The 16,303-nt window shown below is 71.4% G+C and carries 16 protein-coding genes; 7 read left to right on the top strand and 9 right to left on the bottom strand.

Annotated features, from left to right (window positions below; all coding sequences use genetic code 11):
- Window positions 1-3 precede the first annotated feature (3 nt).
- Window positions 4-828, bottom strand: a complete 825-nt coding sequence (locus tag EXW95_RS07060; RefSeq protein ID WP_174366866.1) for a BTAD domain-containing putative transcriptional regulator — start codon at window positions 826-828, stop codon at window positions 4-6.
- Between the two features lie 80 nt (window positions 829-908).
- Here EXW95_RS07060 and EXW95_RS07055 point away from each other — a divergent pair, with 80 nt between their 5' ends.
- On the top strand, window positions 909-2,051 hold the full coding sequence (locus EXW95_RS07055; RefSeq protein ID WP_174366865.1) for an acyl-CoA dehydrogenase family protein: 1,143 nt from the start codon (window positions 909-911) through the stop codon (window positions 2,049-2,051).
- Between the two features lie 62 nt (window positions 2,052-2,113).
- On the opposite strand, the gene EXW95_RS07050 is transcribed toward EXW95_RS07055, so the two are convergent.
- Window positions 2,114-3,040, bottom strand: coding sequence for a DUF4384 domain-containing protein (locus EXW95_RS07050; protein WP_174366864.1), 927 nt, complete (start codon window positions 3,038-3,040; stop codon window positions 2,114-2,116).
- A 152-nt stretch (window positions 3,041-3,192) separates the two neighbouring features.
- On the opposite strand from EXW95_RS07050, the gene EXW95_RS07045 reads away from it, so the two are divergent.
- The 4 genes from EXW95_RS07045 (at window position 3,193) to EXW95_RS07030 (ending at window position 6,735) form a co-directional block, all read left to right on the top strand.
- Window positions 3,193-3,738, top strand: coding sequence for a molybdopterin-dependent oxidoreductase (locus EXW95_RS07045; RefSeq protein WP_371809960.1), 546 nt, complete (start codon window positions 3,193-3,195; stop codon window positions 3,736-3,738).
- Window positions 3,735-4,976, top strand: coding sequence for a HAMP domain-containing sensor histidine kinase (locus tag EXW95_RS07040; RefSeq protein ID WP_174366863.1), 1,242 nt, complete (start codon window positions 3,735-3,737; stop codon window positions 4,974-4,976). Before EXW95_RS07045 ends, EXW95_RS07040 begins: the two co-directional genes overlap by 4 nt.
- 53 nt (window positions 4,977-5,029) lie before the next feature.
- The gene (locus EXW95_RS07035) at window positions 5,030-6,013 is read left to right on the top strand and encodes a CAP domain-containing protein (protein ID WP_174366862.1); all 984 of its coding nucleotides are present in this window, start codon (window positions 5,030-5,032) and stop codon (window positions 6,011-6,013) included.
- Window positions 6,014-6,165: 152 nt separating this feature from the next.
- Window positions 6,166-6,735 (top strand): DoxX family protein, encoded by a 570-nt coding sequence (locus EXW95_RS07030; RefSeq protein WP_174366861.1) that lies wholly within the window; start codon window positions 6,166-6,168, stop codon window positions 6,733-6,735.
- A gap of 31 nt (window positions 6,736-6,766) precedes the next feature.
- Here EXW95_RS07030 and EXW95_RS07025 read toward each other — a convergent pair whose 3' ends face one another.
- The 4 genes from EXW95_RS07025 to EXW95_RS07010 all read right to left on the bottom strand — a co-directional run bounded on the left by EXW95_RS07025 (window position 6,767) and on the right by EXW95_RS07010 (window position 8,709).
- Window positions 6,767-7,165 carry a DoxX family protein gene (locus tag EXW95_RS07025; protein ID WP_371809959.1) on the bottom strand — a complete coding sequence of 133 codons (399 nt, stop codon included), beginning with the start codon at window positions 7,163-7,165 and terminating at the stop codon, window positions 6,767-6,769.
- A 99-nt stretch (window positions 7,166-7,264) separates the two neighbouring features.
- A complete protein-coding gene (locus EXW95_RS07020; RefSeq protein WP_174366860.1) occupies window positions 7,265-7,486 on the bottom strand; it encodes a hypothetical protein in 222 nt (73 codons plus the stop codon).
- Between the two features lie 74 nt (window positions 7,487-7,560).
- Window positions 7,561-8,061 carry a GNAT family N-acetyltransferase gene (locus EXW95_RS07015; RefSeq protein WP_174366859.1) on the bottom strand — a complete coding sequence of 167 codons (501 nt, stop codon included), beginning with the start codon at window positions 8,059-8,061 and terminating at the stop codon, window positions 7,561-7,563.
- Between the two features lie 12 nt (window positions 8,062-8,073).
- A complete protein-coding gene (locus tag EXW95_RS07010) occupies window positions 8,074-8,709 on the bottom strand; it encodes a hypothetical protein (RefSeq protein ID WP_174366858.1) in 636 nt (211 codons plus the stop codon).
- A gap of 71 nt (window positions 8,710-8,780) precedes the next feature.
- Here EXW95_RS07010 and EXW95_RS07005 point away from each other — a divergent pair, with 71 nt between their 5' ends.
- Complete coding sequence (locus tag EXW95_RS07005) at window positions 8,781-9,536, top strand: metallophosphoesterase (RefSeq protein WP_174366857.1); 756 nt, start codon at window positions 8,781-8,783, stop codon at window positions 9,534-9,536.
- Window positions 9,537-9,553: 17 nt separating this feature from the next.
- Window positions 9,554-10,633 carry a hypothetical protein gene (locus EXW95_RS07000; RefSeq protein ID WP_254605535.1) on the top strand — a complete coding sequence of 360 codons (1,080 nt, stop codon included), beginning with the start codon at window positions 9,554-9,556 and terminating at the stop codon, window positions 10,631-10,633.
- A gap of 58 nt (window positions 10,634-10,691) precedes the next feature.
- On the opposite strand, the gene EXW95_RS06995 is transcribed toward EXW95_RS07000, so the two are convergent.
- The 3 genes from EXW95_RS06995 to treZ form a co-directional block, all read right to left on the bottom strand.
- Window positions 10,692-11,381 carry a Bax inhibitor-1/YccA family protein gene (locus EXW95_RS06995; RefSeq protein ID WP_160976820.1) on the bottom strand — a complete coding sequence of 230 codons (690 nt, stop codon included), beginning with the start codon at window positions 11,379-11,381 and terminating at the stop codon, window positions 10,692-10,694.
- An 81-nt stretch (window positions 11,382-11,462) separates the two neighbouring features.
- A complete protein-coding gene (gene treY, locus EXW95_RS06990) occupies window positions 11,463-14,273 on the bottom strand; it encodes a malto-oligosyltrehalose synthase (protein WP_174366856.1) in 2,811 nt (936 codons plus the stop codon).
- Complete coding sequence (gene treZ, locus EXW95_RS06985) at window positions 14,270-16,114, bottom strand: malto-oligosyltrehalose trehalohydrolase (protein ID WP_174366855.1); 1,845 nt, start codon at window positions 16,112-16,114, stop codon at window positions 14,270-14,272. Before treZ ends, treY begins: the two co-directional genes overlap by 4 nt.
- Between the last annotated feature and the right edge of the window lie 189 nt (window positions 16,115-16,303).

The raw sequence follows: 16,303 nt of genomic DNA, 5'->3' as shown, positions 1-16,303 counted from the left end.
GCGTCAGGGTTCGCCGTGATCGGTGGACCCGGCGGGCTGGAACGGGACGTTCACGCACGGCAGTTCCCCGTCCTTGAGCCGCTCGGCGAACGCCACGGTTTCCGGCAGGGGCGTGTCCCCGACCTCGGTCAGGAGGTACTGGCGGTAGCGGCGGTAGTACTCGGTGGCGGCGTAGCGGTCCTGGGTCATGGCCAGGCACGCCATCAGGCGCTGGTGGTGATCCTCGCCGATCAGCGGGTCGGTCTGCGCGGCCCGCACGAGGTCCTGCGCGGCCAGTGGGCACTCGTGCGCCGCGCAGTGCAGCCGCGCCAGGGTCAGGTGCGCCTCCACGACCGCCGCGCGGTGCGCCTGCCGGGCCTCGTGCACCCACTCGCCCCGCAGGTGCGGCAGGTACTCGCCGTCCGCGCAGGCCAGCGCCCGGCGCAGCAGTTCCTCCTGCTCGCGGGGCAACTGCGCCGTGCGGGCACCCCGCAGCGCCCGGTGCAGCGCCGCCGTGTCACTGGCCGCCAGCAGGTCCGGGTGCAGCGTGTACCGCCCGCCGCGCTCGGTGACGGCCTCCGGGAAGTTCAGCGCGTGCCGCAGGCGGTGCAGCGCCACCCGGAAGCGGTTCGCGGCGGCCGGGGTGTCCTCCAGGTCCCACAGGTCGCGCAGCAGGTCGTGCCGGTAGCGGCCGTCCGGGTGCGCGTGCAGGTACCACAGCAGTTCCTCGGCGCTGCGGGCGGGCCACGCGACCGGCACGCCGCCGCGCAGCACCTCCGCCTGCCCCAGCGTGCGCAGCAGCCAGTCCCCCTGCGGCCTGTCCCCCTGTGGCCCGTGTCCGTCGGTCATGCCCGCCACCTCCTGCCCCCATGGTGGCACGCGCAGGCGCGCGCAGGTGTCCCGCCCGCAGGGAGTACGCTGGGGGGCACATGAACTTCGAGCTGCCCGGCGACCTGCGCGACATGCAGGCGATCATCCGCGATTTCATGCTCACGCGCGTCGAAGCCCGCGCGCACGAGATCGAGGAGACCAACCACGTCCCCGAGGACCTGCTGCGCGAGGCCGCCGAGCTGGGCCTGTTCGGCCTGAGCATCCCCGAGGAGTACGGCGGGGTCGGCCTGGGCGCCCTGGGCCGCTGCGCCGTGTACGAGGCGCTCGGCATGGGCCACATGGGCTTCGGCGGCGTGATCAGCGCGCACGCCAGCATCGGCACCAGCGGTCTCGTGAAGCTCGGTACCGACGAGCAGAAGGCGCGCTTCCTGCCGCACATGGCGACCGGCGAGTGCGTCGCGGGCTTCGCCATCACCGAACCCAGTTCCGGCAGCGACGCCGCGAACATCCGCACCCGCGCCGAGCGGCGCGGCGACGCGTACGTCCTGAACGGCACCAAACACTACATCAGCAACGCGCCCATCGCGGGCCTCCTGACCGTCATCGCCGTCACCGACCCCACCCGCGGCAGCAAGGGCATGAGTGCCTTCCTCGTCGAGCCGCAGAGCACGCCCGGCGTCAGCATCGGCAAGATCGACGAGAAGATGGGCCAGAAAGGCGCCCTGAGCGCCGAGGTGATCTTCCAGGACGCGGTGATCCCCGCCGCGAACCTCCTGGGCCCCGAACACCTCGGGTACCGCGAGGCACTGGGTATCCTCACGAACGGCCGCGTCGGCATCGCCGCGCGCAGCACCGGCGCCATGCAGCGCCTGCTCGACCTGTCCGTCGCGCACGCCCAGGCGCGCGAACAGTTCGGGAAACCCATCGCGGAGTTCCAGGCGGTGCAGTTCATGCTCGCCGAGATGGAGATCGCCGTGCAGACCAGCCGCGTCCTGTGGCAGAAAGTCGCCTGGATGGTCGACCAGGGCCAGGACGTGCGCCGCATGGCCTCTGTCGCCAAGTACCACGCCACCGAGGCCCTCTCGCAGGTGGCGGACAAGGCCGTGCAGGTCGCGGGCGGCATGGGCTACATGAAAGACAGCCCCGTCGAACGCTACTACCGCGACCAGCGCCTCCTGCGCATCTACGAGGGCACCAGCGAGATCCAGAAACTCATCATCGCGGGCGACCTGCTGCGCTGAAGGGCAGAGCAACGAGAAGGAGGTGACCCGGCATCCCGGACCACCTCCTGTCACCTGGCCGCTCAGCGGCGCTCGACCTTCACCTCGATGCGGTTGCCCTTGCGTTTCACGGTCAGTTCGGCCTTCCCGCCGTTCGCGCGGCGGTACTCGCTCTTGACCTCGCTGTTCTTGCTCTTCAGTTCCGTCAGGGTGTAGCCCTCGGCACGCAGGAACGCCGCGTACCGGTCATGCAGGGCGCGCAGGTCCGCCTGATTGGCGACCACGGTGCTCCACTCGCGCGCCGACCCCCACGGGCTGGCCGGAGTCTTGGGCTGCACCGTCACCGACAGTGCCTGGGCGGTGCGCGGCGCGGGCTGCGTCGCCACCGGGGCGGGCGCGGGGGCCGTGCGCAGGGGCGCGGCTGCCGTCGGGGCGGCCACCGCGTAGAAGGCCGTGTCGGTCACCCAGCTCGTCTGCGGGACGGGCGTCACCACGATGCTCAGCGCCTGCGCCAGCCCCTGCTGCCCGGTCACGGTCACCGACGCGAAGGAATTCTGGGATTTGAACGTCGCGATCTGATCGAGTTTCAGCGGCGTGCGGCTCGCCAGGGCCAGCACCTTGTTCACGCCGTACGGCGCGGCGATATCGAACGTGAACGGATCACCGGCGCTGGGGAACGCCTTGACGGTGTTCGCCTTCAGGAAGTTCGCGCCCCCCTGGAAGCGGTTGGGCAGGATCAGGTCCACCTGCCCCTGCGGGTCGACGTTGAACAGGTACACGTACGCGTCCTGGTTCACGCTGGTGAACAGCTTGATCTTCTCGCCGGGGCGGTACGCGGGGGTCCCCGCACCGCTGCTGTCACGGTCGGTCCAGACCTTCACGTTCAGGTCCGTCTGCACGGGGTTCACGATGATGCTCTGGGCACTCAGGGTCGGGGCGGCCAGCGCGGGCGCACCCAGGCCCAGCGCGGCGCTGAGCAGGGGAAGGGTCAGGGAGAGTTTCGCGTTCATGCACTCCATCCTGCGCCCCCGGCGTGACCCCAGCCTGACCGGCGCATCAGGGAACCCAGCAGCGGGGCTCACGCGCGCCTCACGCCTTGCCGTCCGGTCCTGTCCGGGGTGACCAGTTGAGCGCCCGCGCGGCCCCACCTACAATCGGTGCCGTGACCCCGCTGCACATCGCCCGCGTGGCCCTGAGCGCCCTGCTGCTGTCCCCCGCTGCCGCGCAGACCTGGGGCGCCCCCGCGACCTGGAAGCCCTTCACGTACGCCCGCGCCGCCCAGCCCACCCCGGCCCGAGCGTCCGGCGAGCGGATCATGCTGGAACTCGACGGGACCGCAGGCACGCTGAACCTCACGCTGCGGCAACTGCAGGCCATGCCCGCCGTGCGTTACGCCACCGAGCACCGCCAGCTGAAACAGACCTTCACGTACCAGGGTGTCACGCTGCGTGACCTCGCCGCGCGCGGCGGATTCGCCGGGAAGGACCTGCGCGTGTACGCCAGCAACGGGTACTTCACGACCATCAAGGCCAGCGACTACATGAACGACCCACTGATGCTCGCGTACAGCGCCGACGGCAAGGCCATCACCGCGCAGTTCAAGGGCCCGCTGACGGTCGTGCTGCCCCCGCAGATTGATCGGTACCGCGCTCTTGAATACGGCGCCGCGTGGGTGTGGTACGTCGAGCGGATCGCCCCGCTGAAATGAAGGCCCGGCCTGCCCACCCCCGCGACCTGCTGCGCGAGCTGACGCTGGCGCTGCTGCCGCTGATCGCGACCGTCACGCTGCTCGTCCTCGTGACCCAGCCTGCCTACATGGCGCTGCTGCACGGCGGGAAGGGCCTCAGCCCGTACGCGTACCAGGGACTGGTGCAGGACGTCCTGCAGTACCGCGTGGCGCTGGTCGACCCGGAGGTCACGCCCGAGGAACGCGAGGAACGGTACCAGCAGGCTCTGAGCAGCGCGAGCAACCGGAAACAGTATGCGTACCTGGACGACCTTGAAGCCAGCGACCAGTTCAGCTTGAGTACCGTGCAGCGTGCCCTGCAGCGGCGCACCCCGGCCGGGGCGCAGCGCGCGGCGGATGAAGCCATCGCGCTGAACAACCTCGTGCGGGACTACAGCGCGGACCAGGGCGCCGCGTACGAGCGGGCTTTCCTGGAACTGCGCCGCGCGCTGATCGGCAGCGCGGTCTTCTCGGGTCTGCTGAGCCTGCTGCTGATCCTGCGGTCGCTGCTGCTGTGGCGCACCGACCGCCTGCGCGCCCAGCAGCGCGAGGAGCGGCAGCGGGAGGCACTGAACCTCGCCAGTCACGAGATGCGCCGCCCCCTGCAGGCGCTGCTGCTGTCCGCCGAGGCGCTGAGGTCCGCGCGGGACGAGGGGATGCAGCAGCGTCTGCTGACGCAGATCGAGGACAGCGCCGCGCAGCTCGCCAGTCGCGCGGACCTGACCCGCCTGAACGACCTGTACCTGGACGTGACGTTGCGGGTGCAACCGGCGGACCTGGGGGAACTCGTGCGGCGCTTCTCGTCCAGCCGGGTGCATGTCACGGCGCCGTCGCCGGTGGTGTGGCCGGTGGATGCCAACCGCGTGCGGCAGATGCTGGAGAACCTCGTGGAGAACGCCGTGAAGTACACGCAGGGCACGGTGGAGGTCACGCTGGACGCCCCGGGCGGCGCGCCGCGCGTGCAGGTGCGGGACCACGGGCCGGGCATGAGTGACGAGCTGCGCGGCCGGGTGTTCCTGCCGTACGAGCGGGGACCGCAGAGCCTGGGGCCGGGCAGTGGGCTGGGGTTGCCGCTGGTGCGCCGCTACGCCCGCGCGCACGGGGGGGATGTCAGCCTGACGCACGCGCCGGGCGGGGGGCTGCTGATCACCCTGACGTTCGGGCAGGCAGAGGCGCGGGTGACGGCGCCTACCCCGGCGCGGAAGCTGACGCCCGGCTGATCCTGCCGGGCATTTCACAGCCCGCTGCCTTCAGCGTCCCTTAATCTGACCGGGTGCTCACCGCGCGTGCCCTGCTGCCCACCGTCCTCCTGCTCGGCCTGACCCTGCCGGTCCACGCCCAGAGCGGCGACGTGTTCCGCGTGGGGTACAGCGCCAGCGGCGACCACCTCGCCCCGCTGAACGTCACGCTGAATGCCAGCGTGCCCGCCGGATACCGCGTGCAGTGGGACTTCGGAGACGGGCAGACCGCCAGCGCCGAACAGGTCACGCACACCTACTACCGGCCCGGCACGTACCAGATCCAGGCGACGCTGCTGAACGCCCAGGGCCGCGCCGTCAGTCGCGCCGAGATCCCCATGCAGGTCCGGGGCAGCGGCAGTGAACGCGCCGACCTGACCGTCCTGCACGCCGCCGACGGCACCGTCCGCCTGAGCGGCCTGGGCAGCGTCACGTACCGCCCCGGCCCGGTGCGCGTCCTCCTGAACGGCCGGGAGGTGAGCGGCCCGCAACGCCTGAACCCCGGCCAGAACGCGGCCGCCGCGCAGGCCGTCACCAGCAGCGGGCAGACCGTGCAGCGGACCCTGACACTGAGCGCCGCGCCCATGACGACCAGCGTGCCGTTCGACAGCGAGGTGCTGCGCCTCACCAACCAGGCCCGCGCGCAGGGCTGGAACTGCGACACCAGACGCCCCGGCGGTCCCGCCCTGCCCCCCCTGAAAGGCAACACCACATTGGACGTCGCCGCCGAGGCCCAGTCCGCCGGGATGGCCCTGTACGGGTACTTCGACCACACCAGCACCCTGGACGGCAGCAGCCCCATGCGGCGCGTGCAGGCCGCGGGCATGACCCCCAGCAGCGTCGCGGAGAACATCGCCGCCGGGCAGCAGACCCCCAGAGAGGTCGTGGACGCGTGGCTGCGCAGCCCCGGCCACTGCCGCAACATCATGGGCGACTTCACCCTGATCGGCCTGAGTTACGTGCAGCGCCCCGGCAGCAAGTTCAAGAGCTACTGGACGCAGGTGTTCGCGCGGCAGTGACCCGCGCTGCTCACCGGACCGGGCGTGGCTGCGCGGCGCCCACCCGCTTGTCCGGCCCGGCTGCTGCGCGGTAACGGGACGGTAATGCGGGTCGCGCACCGTGAGCGCAGCGCGGTCCCCCGCACCGTCACGGGACCGCCGGGAGGCAGACCATGAGCACCGCCCTGAGAACCCCCACCCACGCGCCCCGCACACCCGTCACTGTTCCGGACACCCGCCTGTCGCACCTGCTGTTCGCCGATACGCGCCTCGCGCCCGTGTGGGCGCTGCTGCGGATCTACGTGGGCTGGCAGTGGCTGACGGCCGGCTGGCACAAGGCCACCGGCGGAGGCTGGATCGGCGCGGAGGCGGGCGGCGCGGTCAGCGGCTTCCTGAAGGGCGCGCTCGCCAGGACCACCGGGGATCACCCGGACGTCACGGGCGGCTACGCGTGGTTCATCGAGCACGTGGCGCTGCCCAACGCGGCGCTGTTCTCGCACCTCGTGACGTTCGGGGAACTCACGGTCGGCGTGGCCCTGATCCTGGGCCTGTTCACGGGCGCCGCCGCGTTCCTGGGCGGGTTCCTGAACGCGAACTTCCTGCTGGCGGGCACGGTCAGCAGCAACCCGGTGCTGTTCATCCTGGCGACGTGGCTGGTGCTGGGCTGGCGGGTCGCGGGCTGGCTGGGCCTGGACCGCTGGGTGCTGCCCCGGGTGGGCGTCCCGCGCGGGCAGACGTCGTAGCGCGAACCGGGCGTGCGGACCTCGCCGGGCGTCAGCGAGGTCCGTGCGTTCTGGTGCGGCCCGCGCGCCACACCGCCCAGATCAGCAGCGGTTGCAGCGGCAGGCGCCCCCACGCCACCAGCGGACTGACCCGGAACCGCCCGGGGTCCTGCGCCATCCACACGTTCGCGGGGAACACCGCGACCAGCAGCGCGATCAGGCCCCAGCGGGCCGCCGGGCGGGTGCGCGGGTGCAGCAGCCCCAGACCGCCCAGCACCTCGGCCGCGCCGCTGATCAGCGTCGCCTGCCGGGCACTCAGGGGTACCCAGGGCGGCACGATCCGGTCGAAGAAGCCGGGGGTCACGAAGTGCAGCGTGCCCGCCGTGACGAACAGCGCCGCGAGCAGCAGCGTGCCGACGCGGGGGCGGGAAGACACGGGAGAGGAGGTCACCCGGACAGGCTACGCCCCGTCCACACCGAATGTCCCGGCAGCAGCAGAGGGAGCCGCTGCGGGGCTCCCTCTGCCTTGGGGGTTCAGGTGTGACGGGGTTCAGCCGTTGCTGGAGGGAACGCTGCGGGCTTCCTCGCGGTCCTTGAGTTCCTTGTCGCTCAGGCCGTCGTCGTTGTTGCGGGGCGCGTTCGCCTCGCGGTCGTTGGCGCTCTTCATGGAAGGAGTGTTGTCGTGCTCGATCTCGTGCACTTCCTTCTTGTTGCGGTCGTAGTCCTGCGGCTGGCTGGTGTGCCCGCTGTTCTTGTCGTCCTTGTCTGGCATGCCCGTAGCCTGTCAGGTCCCGGGGCGAGAAACCCGCGCGCCGCGTGAACGCCACTTGATCTTTCAAGGTCCGCTCAAGAGGAGGGCTGGGCGTACACCCGCACCCACGGGTGCGAGCCGTCCGGGTCCGTCCAGGGCGCGCGGGTCCGCACCACGAACCGCCAGCCCTCGCGTTCGTACAGGCGCACGGCAGGCACGCTCGACTCGTTCACCTGCAGGACGCTGAACGCCCCGCGCGCCTGCGACTCGCGCAGTGCATGGGCCAGCAGCGCCCGAGCAAGCCCCAGCCCCTGCGCGTCCGGGCTGACGAACAGCCGCTTGACCTCCAAGATCTCGCCCGGCTGGCCCAGCTGCGCGGCCCACTCCGGGCGCGGGTCGGGCAGGGGGGCCAGCATGACCTGCCCTGCCACGCGGCCCGCCAGGACCGCCACCCACGCCTCGCCGCGCCCCTGCACGAACGCCGCCGGGTCGTCCGGCCACACCGACGGGTACCCCATTCGCTCGTGCACGGCGCGAAGCACGGTGACCAGTTCCGGCAGGTCGTCGGGCGAACGGGGGCGGAGGTGCAGCGTCATGCGCGCAGGGTATCAGCGGCGCGTCGCTGTCTCCGGTTGCTTCATGACCTGCGCGTTGTCCGGCTGGAAGAACATCCCGCTCAGCTCACCAGTGGCGGGATTCAGTCGGTACAGCGCCACCTGGCAGTTCTGATCGCCGAACGCGGTGGCCAGGGTGCCGTCCCGGAGGATTCCGCTGCCGCTGGTCTCGTTCTTGCCGATGATCCACTCGGGCATGGTGTAGCCGTTATGCACGGGCAGGAGCAGGTCGCCCGTGTACGTGCTGCCGTCCGGGTTGCTGCCCCGCACGTCCACCCGCGCGGCTTTCAGGCCGTCCCAGTCGAAGGTCTCGGTGCCCACCCCGGCACCGGTCACCGTCCAGATGCCCGTGAACGTCCGGCCCTTCTGCGCGTAGATGGCGACGCCGCACTCGGGCTTCCCGACCGCGACGGCCACGGCGTTCCCCAGTCGCAGGCCCAGGCCGCTGAACTTCCCGTACGGGGCGTCCCACGTGAAGCGAAGGGCCTGGCCCTCGGCCGTGATCTTCAGCGTGCCTTTCAGGGTGCCGTCCAGGAACGTGTCGCGTCTGACGTCGTACGTGCCCTCCAGCGGGTCGGCCAGCGCGGAGCCGAGCAGGAGGAGGCAGGCCAGCGGGAGGAATCGTTTCATGCGTTCAGTGTGCGCCGTGGGCGTGACACTTGCGGGGACAGTTCCGCCCGGGCGCGCTACGCTGCGCGGTGATGAGGGTCGCGGTGATCAGTGACGTGCACGGGAACGCCTTCGCGCTGGACGCGGTGCTGCGCGAGGTCCGCGCGGCCAGCCCGGACCTGATCGTGAACCTGGGCGATCAGGCCGAGGGGAGCGCCGACCCCGCCCGCGCGCTCAGCATTCAGGCGGAACTCGCGGCTGCGGGCGCGCTGGAGGTGCGCGGCAACAACGAGGAGAAACTCTGGCCCGGCGGGCGCCGCTCGGCGCTGTCACGGTCGTACGGCGCGTGGCTCGCGGCGCACACCGACCCGGCGCTGCTGGCCCGCGTGGCGGCGCTGCCGCTGACCGCCCGCGCGGGGGGGCTGCTGGCCTGCCACGGCACGCCGGACAGCGCCTGGCACAGCCTGCTGTGGGTGTGGGACCACGGCGGGTACTACCGCGCCCGCGACCCGCGCGAACTGCACGCCACGCTGGAGCCCCTGAACGCCGAGGTGGTCCTGTGCGGCCACACCCACCGCGCCGGGACGACCCGCGTGGGCGACACGCTGCTCGTGAACGCCGGGTCGGTCAGCGATCAGGTGGACGGCGACCCCCGCGCCCGCTGGACGAGGCTGGACCGCGTGAACGGCCAGTGGGCCGTCACCTTCCACGCCACCCCCTACGACATCGAGGCCGCCGTGGCCTGGGCCTGCACCCACACGCCCTTCGGGGACGGCGAGGCGCAACTGCTGCGCACCGGCACCATGGACGCCCGTGGGGACGGCGTGTGGGAGGGACCGCAACCCTGACGGTGTACGCTGCAAGCATGTTGCGATGGATGTTTACCACCGCCCTTGTTCTCGGTGCGGGCGCGCAGGCTGCCGGGTGCGGCGGCACCGAGGGAATGCCCGACTGGGCGCGCGCCGGGACGTTCCGGGGCACCCTCGGGACGCTGCCGGTCGCGCTGAGTCTGGACCCGAAGGGCGAGTCGCGGTACTTCTACGAGGGCCGCAGCCTCGACCTGTTCCTGGAGGCGCGCCGCAGCGGGAACGCGCTGGTCCTGGAGGAAAGCGTCCGGCGCGACCTGGGCGGCGAAGCGGTCGTGACCGGCTGCTTCAGCCTGATGCCCGCCCCGGGCGGCCTGAAGGGGACGTGGCAGGCGCCCGGTGCGAGTGCCCCGCTGGAGGTCACCCTGGCGCCGCTGGACGCCGCGCGTCTGCCGTTGCGGCTGCCCCTCTCGCCGGGCCTGAGTGCGCTGCGCCGCGAGGACCCGCTGGCCTTCCTGAAACTGAACCGCCCGTGGGTCACGCTCCCCGGAGGCCGGTCGGTGCGCGAGCCGTTGTCCGGCGTGACGTACCCGCGCGTGCCCGGCGCGAGCGGCGCGCTGAACGCCGCGCTGCAGGACCGGCAGCTGCGCCACGCGGCGGACGCGCTGGACTGCCGCGCCATGCTGCCCGAATCGGCGCAGAAGGACCCGGAGAACGGCTACAGCCTGAGTGCCGGTCTCACCCTGTCGAACGCCCGGCTGCTCAGCCTGCGCGAGGACGTGAATTACTACTGCGGCGGCGCGCACCCCGACAACTGGACCGAGGGCGTCATCCTGGACCGCGCCACGGGCCGCGCCGTCCCCCTGACCACCCTGTTCCCGAAACTGAGCTCCGCGCGGCAGAAGGCCTTGTACCTGTCGGCTGTGAAGGCGAAGGTGGACGCCGAGTGCCTGGACGTCCTGCGAGAGGACGCCGACGAGTTCACCGCGCACCTGAGCGCGACCGGGGTGAACCTGACCCCCAGCAGCCTGCCGCACGTCGTCGCGGCATGTGCCGAGACGGTCACGCTGCCGTACGCGACGCTGCGCGGCGACGCGAACCTCGGCAGTCCGCTCGTGAAGACGCTGTACCCGAAGTGACCTGAACAGGAAAACGCCCCCGCCAGTGCATCGGCGGGGGCGTTTTCCTGTGCGTGGGTCAGTCGCGGCTGCCGCCGATTCCGAACAGGCGCAGGATGAACAGGAACATGTTGATGAAGTCCAGGTACAGCGCCAGCGCGCCGTTGATCGCGGCCCGCTCGGCCTGCTCGCCCTGCACGCCACTCAGGGCGAGGTTGCGCAGCATCTGCGTGTCGTACGCGGTCAGGCCCGCGAACAGCAGCACGCCCACAATGCTGATCCCCAGCGTCAGGGCGCTGCTGGCGACGAACAGGTTCACGATCATGGCGACGAACAGGCCGATCACCGCGAACATGAAGAAGCGGCCCATGGCGCTCAGGTCCTTCTTGATCACGAAGCCCGCCACGCTCATCAGGCCGAAGGTCCCGGCGGTCGTGGCGAACGCGGCCGTCACGGCACTCATGTCGTAGGCCAGCAGAATCGAGGAGAAGGTCAGGCCGGTCAGGGCGGCGTACACGATGAACAGCACCCCGGCCAGCGCGCTGGGCAGGCGCTGCGCGCCGAGGCTCAGCACGAACACCAGCGCCAGCTGCGCGATGATCAGCGGCAGGCGCAGGTTCAGCACCTGCAGGGCCAGGGCCTCGTTGCTGGCGGTCAGCCACGCGATCCCGGCGGTCAGGGCCAGACCGGCGGCCATCCAGGAATAGGTGCGGGCCATGAACGTCCGCACGATGTCGGTCGAACGGGCAGTGGTGGGATAGGTCTGCATACGCCTCAGATTACGCGGTGACCACGGGGAAAGTTCCCGCAGGTGGTGAAGGTGGATTCACGTCCCGCCTCCACCCGATCCCTACTCGCGGCGCAGCAGGGCCAGGGGGAAGTCCTCCAGGATCTTCGCCAGGGGCGTCTTGCTGCCGCGCGCCCGCAGCCGCTCGCCGGTCAGGAGGTTGGTGTACGTCCCGGCGGGGAGGGTCAGCTGCCGAGTGCCCCACACCTCCCCGGTCGCCCAGGGGGTCCGTTCGCGGGTCAGCGTGAACGTCAGGCGGGGCGCGACCGTCACCACGCGTTCGGTGCCGTGCTGCCGCGCGAACGCCAGGACGTGCCGCCCCCCGTCGAGCGGCTGGTAGGACCCCTCGCGCAGCGCCGGGTGGGCGGCGCGGGCGTGCAGGGCCGCGCGGGTGACCATGACCTTCACGCTGCCGTCCTCGTACGAGCCCAGCAGTTTCCGCGCCAGAGCCAGGGTGCCCTCGCCGCGTTCCAGGCGGCCCAGCGTGCGGTTCAGCGCCGCGTAATCCACCGGGCGTCGGTTGTCGGGGTCCACGAGGCTCTGGTTCCAGCCCTCGCAGCCCTGGTACGTGTCGGGCACGCCGGGCGCGGTCAGGCGGACCAGCGCGGCACTCAGGCCGTTCTGCGCGCCGTGCGGACTGATCCGCGCGTGCAATTCCGCCAGCGAGGACATGAAGTCGTCGTCGGCCAGCAGGCCGCGCACCAGGGCGTCCAGCGCCGCCTCGTACTCCCCGTCCGGGGCGGCCCAGCTGGTGCGGAGTTTCGCCTCGCGCGCCGCCTTCAGCAGGTAGGCGCTCAGTCGGTCCGCGAAGTCCTCCAGCTTCCCGCCCAGCGGGTACGCGCCCAGGGCGTTCTGCAACAGCACGTAACTGTCGAGCGGGGTGGGCGCGCGCCCCAGTTCCGTCTGCGTTTCCAGGCTGCGAATCAGCGGGGACCAGCGGCTCAGGTACGCCGCCCACGTCTGCGGCAGTTCCGACAGCACGCTGATGCGCGCGCGGGTGTCCTCGCCCCGCTTCGTGTCGTGCGTGCTGCCCGCCAGCATCGCGTGGGGCCAGCGGGCGGCGCGCTCCTGCGTGGCCGCGTGGAACGTCGCCAGTGGCGTGCCGTACAGCGCCGGGTCGCCCCCCACCTCGTTCAGGGACAGCAGCCGCGCGAACCGGTAGAAGGCGGTGTCCTCCGCGCCCTTGGCCGTGACCGGGCCGGTCAGCTGCTGGAACTTCAGCGCGAACTCCGCGTAAGCCGCGCGCGCCCGCTCGTCCGGCGCGTTCAGCGTCAGCACCGCGTGCAGGTAATCGAAGGCGCTGGGGTCCACCGGCAGGCCGTCCTCGCGATTGTGGGCCTTCGCGTCCCGGATGGCGTGCGCGATCTTCGCGTCGTCCCCCGGCTCACGCTCGCCGTCCGCGCGGACGTACGTGCGGTACACCGGGAACGACGCGATCACCTCGCGGATCGCGGCGCGCAGCGTGCTCAGCGTGAAATCCCGCGCGTTCAGGTCCGACTCGGCCAGCCGCTCCAGGTGCTCGGTCAGGACGTTCACCTCGCCCGGCAGACTCACGCGCTGGATCAGCTGCTTCCCGCGGTACAGGTGCTCCCCGTACGAGCGGCGGTCCCCGCTGAAGCGGCGGTAGATGGCGCCCAGTTCCTCCTCGGTCGTGCGGTCCACGAACGTGCCGCTCAGCTGCGCCAGGAAGTCGTACCCGGTCGTGCCGTGAATCGCCCACGCCTCGGGCAACTTCTCGCCGGGTTCGAGGATCTTCTCCGCGACCACGTACAGCGGCAGCTCGTCGCCCATCTCGCGGTTCAGCGCGTGCGCCGCCCCCTCCTGCAGCGCCCGGAAGTACCCGGCCGGATCGAACAGCCCGTCCGTGTGGTCCAGCCGCACGCCCTGCACGAGGCCCTGCCGCAGCAGGTCGAACAGCGTCGCGTGCGCCCACGCGAACACGCGGGGGTCCTCCATGCGCAGCGCCGCGAGGTCGTTGATGTCGAAGAAGCGCCGGTAGTTGATCTCCTCGGCGGCGACCTTCCAGAACGCCAGTCGGTAGTTCTGCTCGCCGATCACGCAGTCCAGCCGCGAGGGGTCGGCGTTCACGGCGTCCAGTGTGGCATCCAGCGCGCCGCGCACCGCCCCGGACTCGTCCAGCAGGGCGCCCAGGCGGCGGGTCATGACCTGCACCTCCTGCGCGCGGATCACGCGGTCCGTGTCGGTCAGGTCCGCCGACGTGCTGCGCGGCAGCGTGTCCACCGACCGGCGGATACTCGCCAGTTCCCCCAATGTCACCGTGTCCGTCCCGGCGGGCAGCGCGGCGGCCGTCCAGGCCAGCAGTTGCGCCACGCTGCGCGGCGACAGCGGCAGCTGCCGCTCCCAGTACCGCAGCGTGAACTCGCCCCCCTGCCGTTCCAGGCGCAGTTCACCGCGTTCCAGCACGCGGCCGTACTGGTCGCCCAGCACCGGCAGCAGCACCTTCCCGTCCAGCGCCCGTTTCAGCGGATGCCAGGAGATATCGAAGAAATGCGCGTAGCGGCTGGCCTGCCCGTGCCGCAGCACGTCCTCCCAGTACGGGTTGTGCCCCCCCTGGATGCCCATGTGGTTCGGCACGAAATCCACGATCAGGCCCAGGCCCAGCTCACGCGCCCGCGCCGACAGGCGTTTCAGGCCCTTCAGGCCGCCCAGTTCCGGGTTGATCTGCGCGTGGTCGGTCACGTCGTAGCCGTGCGTGCTGCCCGGCGTGCTCGTCCAGATGGGGGAGAGGTACACGTCGGTCACGCCCAGCCGCGCGAGGTACGGCAGGACCCGCCGCGCCGAGGCGAAATCGAAGTCCCTGTGCAGCTGGAGGCGGTACGTCGCGCCCGGCAGGTGGGTCCCGGCAGGGGTCACGCGTCCACCGGCCCGGCCAGCAGCGCCGCCTCACCCGCACCGAGGCGCAGGTCGCCCAGCGCGGGGGGCGCATCGGGGTTGCCCTCGGAATGCAGCAGCACCTGCGGCGGCAGCGGGAACGGCAGCCCCAGCAGGCGCGGGTCCAGCGGCGTCTTCGTGAGGTTCCACAGCAGGACCCGCACGCCCCGCGGGGTCTCCCAGCGCACCCACAGCACGTCCCCGGTGTCGGATTTCCCGGTGCCGGTGTCCACCGCGCCCGCCCGGATGAACCGCCGCGACCGCTCGCGCAGCACCGGGTCCTCGCGGCGCAGGTGCAGCAGGCGCCGGTACAGCGCCAGGGTCCGCCCGTGCTCGCCCTGCTCGCGTTCGGCCCAGTTCAGCTTCGCGCTGTGGAACGTCCCTGGCGCCTGCGGGTCCGGTACGTTCAGCGTGCTGAACCCCGAGAAGTACGCGAACTCCCTCCGTCGCCCCTCGGTCACCATCTGCCCCAGTTCCCCGGCGTGATCGCTGAAGAACGGGAACGGCGTGCCCGCCGCCCATTCCTGCCCCTGGAACAGCAGCGGCGTCATCGGCAGCGACAGCAGCAGCGTGCTCGCCCCGCGGTACTCGGCCAGCGTCACGGACTCGAAGTGATGCAGGCGGTCCCCCAGCGCGCGGTTCCCCACCTGATCATGGTTCTGGATGCAGTACACGAAACTGGGTGCATCCAGACCGGTCGCGGGTTTCCCGCGGTGGTGTTCCTCGCCCGTCACGTTCCAGAACTGCCCCTGGTACTGCCAGCCGCGGTTGATCACCTCCGACAGCTCCCGCGCGCCGCCCCGGAAGCCCCCGTAGTACCCCTCCTGCTCCTCGGTCAGGGTCACGCGGACCTCGTGGTGGAAGTCGTCCACCCAGATACCGTCCAGACCGACCTCGGTGACCAGTTCGGGCAGGTTGCGGTGATCCTCGGCCAGCAGGACGTGCCCCCCGCCGAGCGCGTGCGTCTCGCGGGCCAGTTCGTGCAGGATGTGCTCCTCGCTGTCGTCCTGCATGCTGGCCGTCGCGTCCAGCCGCAGCCCGTCGAAGCGGTAGTCCTGCAGCCACATCCGCACGTTCCCGGTGATGTAGCGGCGCATGTGCGGCTCGGCGTAGTCCAGGCCCTGCCCCCACGCCGTGTGGAAGCGGTCCGTGAAGTACGACGGGCTGTAGCTCGTCAGGTAGTTCCCGTCCGGCCCGAAGTGGTTGTACACCACGTCCAGGAACACCGCGAGGCCCAGCCCGTGCGCGGCGTCCACGAACGCCATCAGGTCCTCCGGGCGGCCGTACGGCGCGAATGGCGCGAACATCGCCACGCCGTCGTACCCCCAGCCGCGCTCGCCGGGGAAGGCCGCGACCGGCATCAACTGGATCGCGGTCACGCCCAGGTCCACCAGCTCCGGCAGTCGCTCCTGCGCCGCGCGGTAGGTGCCCTCCGGCGTGAACGTCCCCACGTGCAGCTCGTAGAACACGCACTCGGCCAGCGCCCGCCCCGCCCAGTCCGGATGCTGCCACTCGTACACGGAGAAATCCACGACCTCCGAGTCGCCGTGCACGCCGTGCGGCATGAAGCGCGCGTACGGGTCCGGCAGCGCGTGACCGTCCAGTTCGAAGCAGTAGCGGGTGCCCGCCCCGACCGGCAGGACCGTCTCGAAGTACGCGCCGGGCAGGGCGTCCATGGGAAAGGACTCGCCCGCGATCCGCACGCACATCTTCTCCGCGCGGGTGCTCCACGCGCGGAAGCGGGTCTCGCGCCCACCCGGCAGCAGTTGCGCCCCCAGGCGGGAGCGCTGACGGGCGTTGCCCGGCTGTTCCGAAATCGTCATGTTGGCCTCCCAGCACACGGCGGCCGCAGTGGCAGGGGCGCGCCGTCTCCCGGTCAGCCTAGTCGCCCCGCCCGGCCCGCCCGATGAAAGGAACCCTAAGACGACCCACTCTTCCGGGCACCTGCATAGGTCACCCCGCCACCTCAGGGCTCCGCCCGGAGCCTTCTGGAACGTCGCGTACGGTCTTCG

This window comes from Deinococcus sp. JMULE3, from assembly GCF_013337115.1.
Classification (GTDB): Bacteria; Deinococcota; Deinococci; order Deinococcales; family Deinococcaceae; genus Deinococcus.
The sequence above is the reverse complement of the archived record's forward strand: the minus strand, read 5'-3'. Positions and strand labels throughout refer to the sequence as shown.

Bases quoted from the DNA above. Each gene is read 5' to 3' on its own strand.
- EXW95_RS07060 (WP_174366866.1), bottom strand. From the start codon at position 828: ATGACCGACGGACACGGGCCACAGGGGGACAGGCCGCAGGGGGACTGG.
- EXW95_RS07055 (WP_174366865.1), top strand. From the start codon at position 909: ATGAACTTCGAGCTGCCCGGCGACCTGCGCGACATGCAGGCGATCATC.
- EXW95_RS07050 (WP_174366864.1), bottom strand. From the start codon at position 3,040: ATGAACGCGAAACTCTCCCTGACCCTTCCCCTGCTCAGCGCCGCGCTG.
- EXW95_RS07040 (WP_174366863.1), top strand. From the start codon at position 3,735: ATGAAGGCCCGGCCTGCCCACCCCCGCGACCTGCTGCGCGAGCTGACG.
- EXW95_RS07030 (WP_174366861.1), top strand. From the start codon at position 6,166: ATGAGCACCGCCCTGAGAACCCCCACCCACGCGCCCCGCACACCCGTC.
- EXW95_RS07020 (WP_174366860.1), bottom strand. From the start codon at position 7,486: ATGCCAGACAAGGACGACAAGAACAGCGGGCACACCAGCCAGCCGCAG.
- EXW95_RS07015 (WP_174366859.1), bottom strand. From the start codon at position 8,061: ATGACGCTGCACCTCCGCCCCCGTTCGCCCGACGACCTGCCGGAACTG.
- EXW95_RS07010 (WP_174366858.1), bottom strand. From the start codon at position 8,709: ATGAAACGATTCCTCCCGCTGGCCTGCCTCCTCCTGCTCGGCTCCGCG.
- EXW95_RS07005 (WP_174366857.1), top strand. From the start codon at position 8,781: ATGAGGGTCGCGGTGATCAGTGACGTGCACGGGAACGCCTTCGCGCTG.
- EXW95_RS07000 (WP_254605535.1), top strand. From the start codon at position 9,554: ATGTTGCGATGGATGTTTACCACCGCCCTTGTTCTCGGTGCGGGCGCG.
- EXW95_RS06995 (WP_160976820.1), bottom strand. From the start codon at position 11,381: ATGCAGACCTATCCCACCACTGCCCGTTCGACCGACATCGTGCGGACG.
- treZ (WP_174366855.1), bottom strand. From the start codon at position 16,114: ATGACGATTTCGGAACAGCCGGGCAACGCCCGTCAGCGCTCCCGCCTG.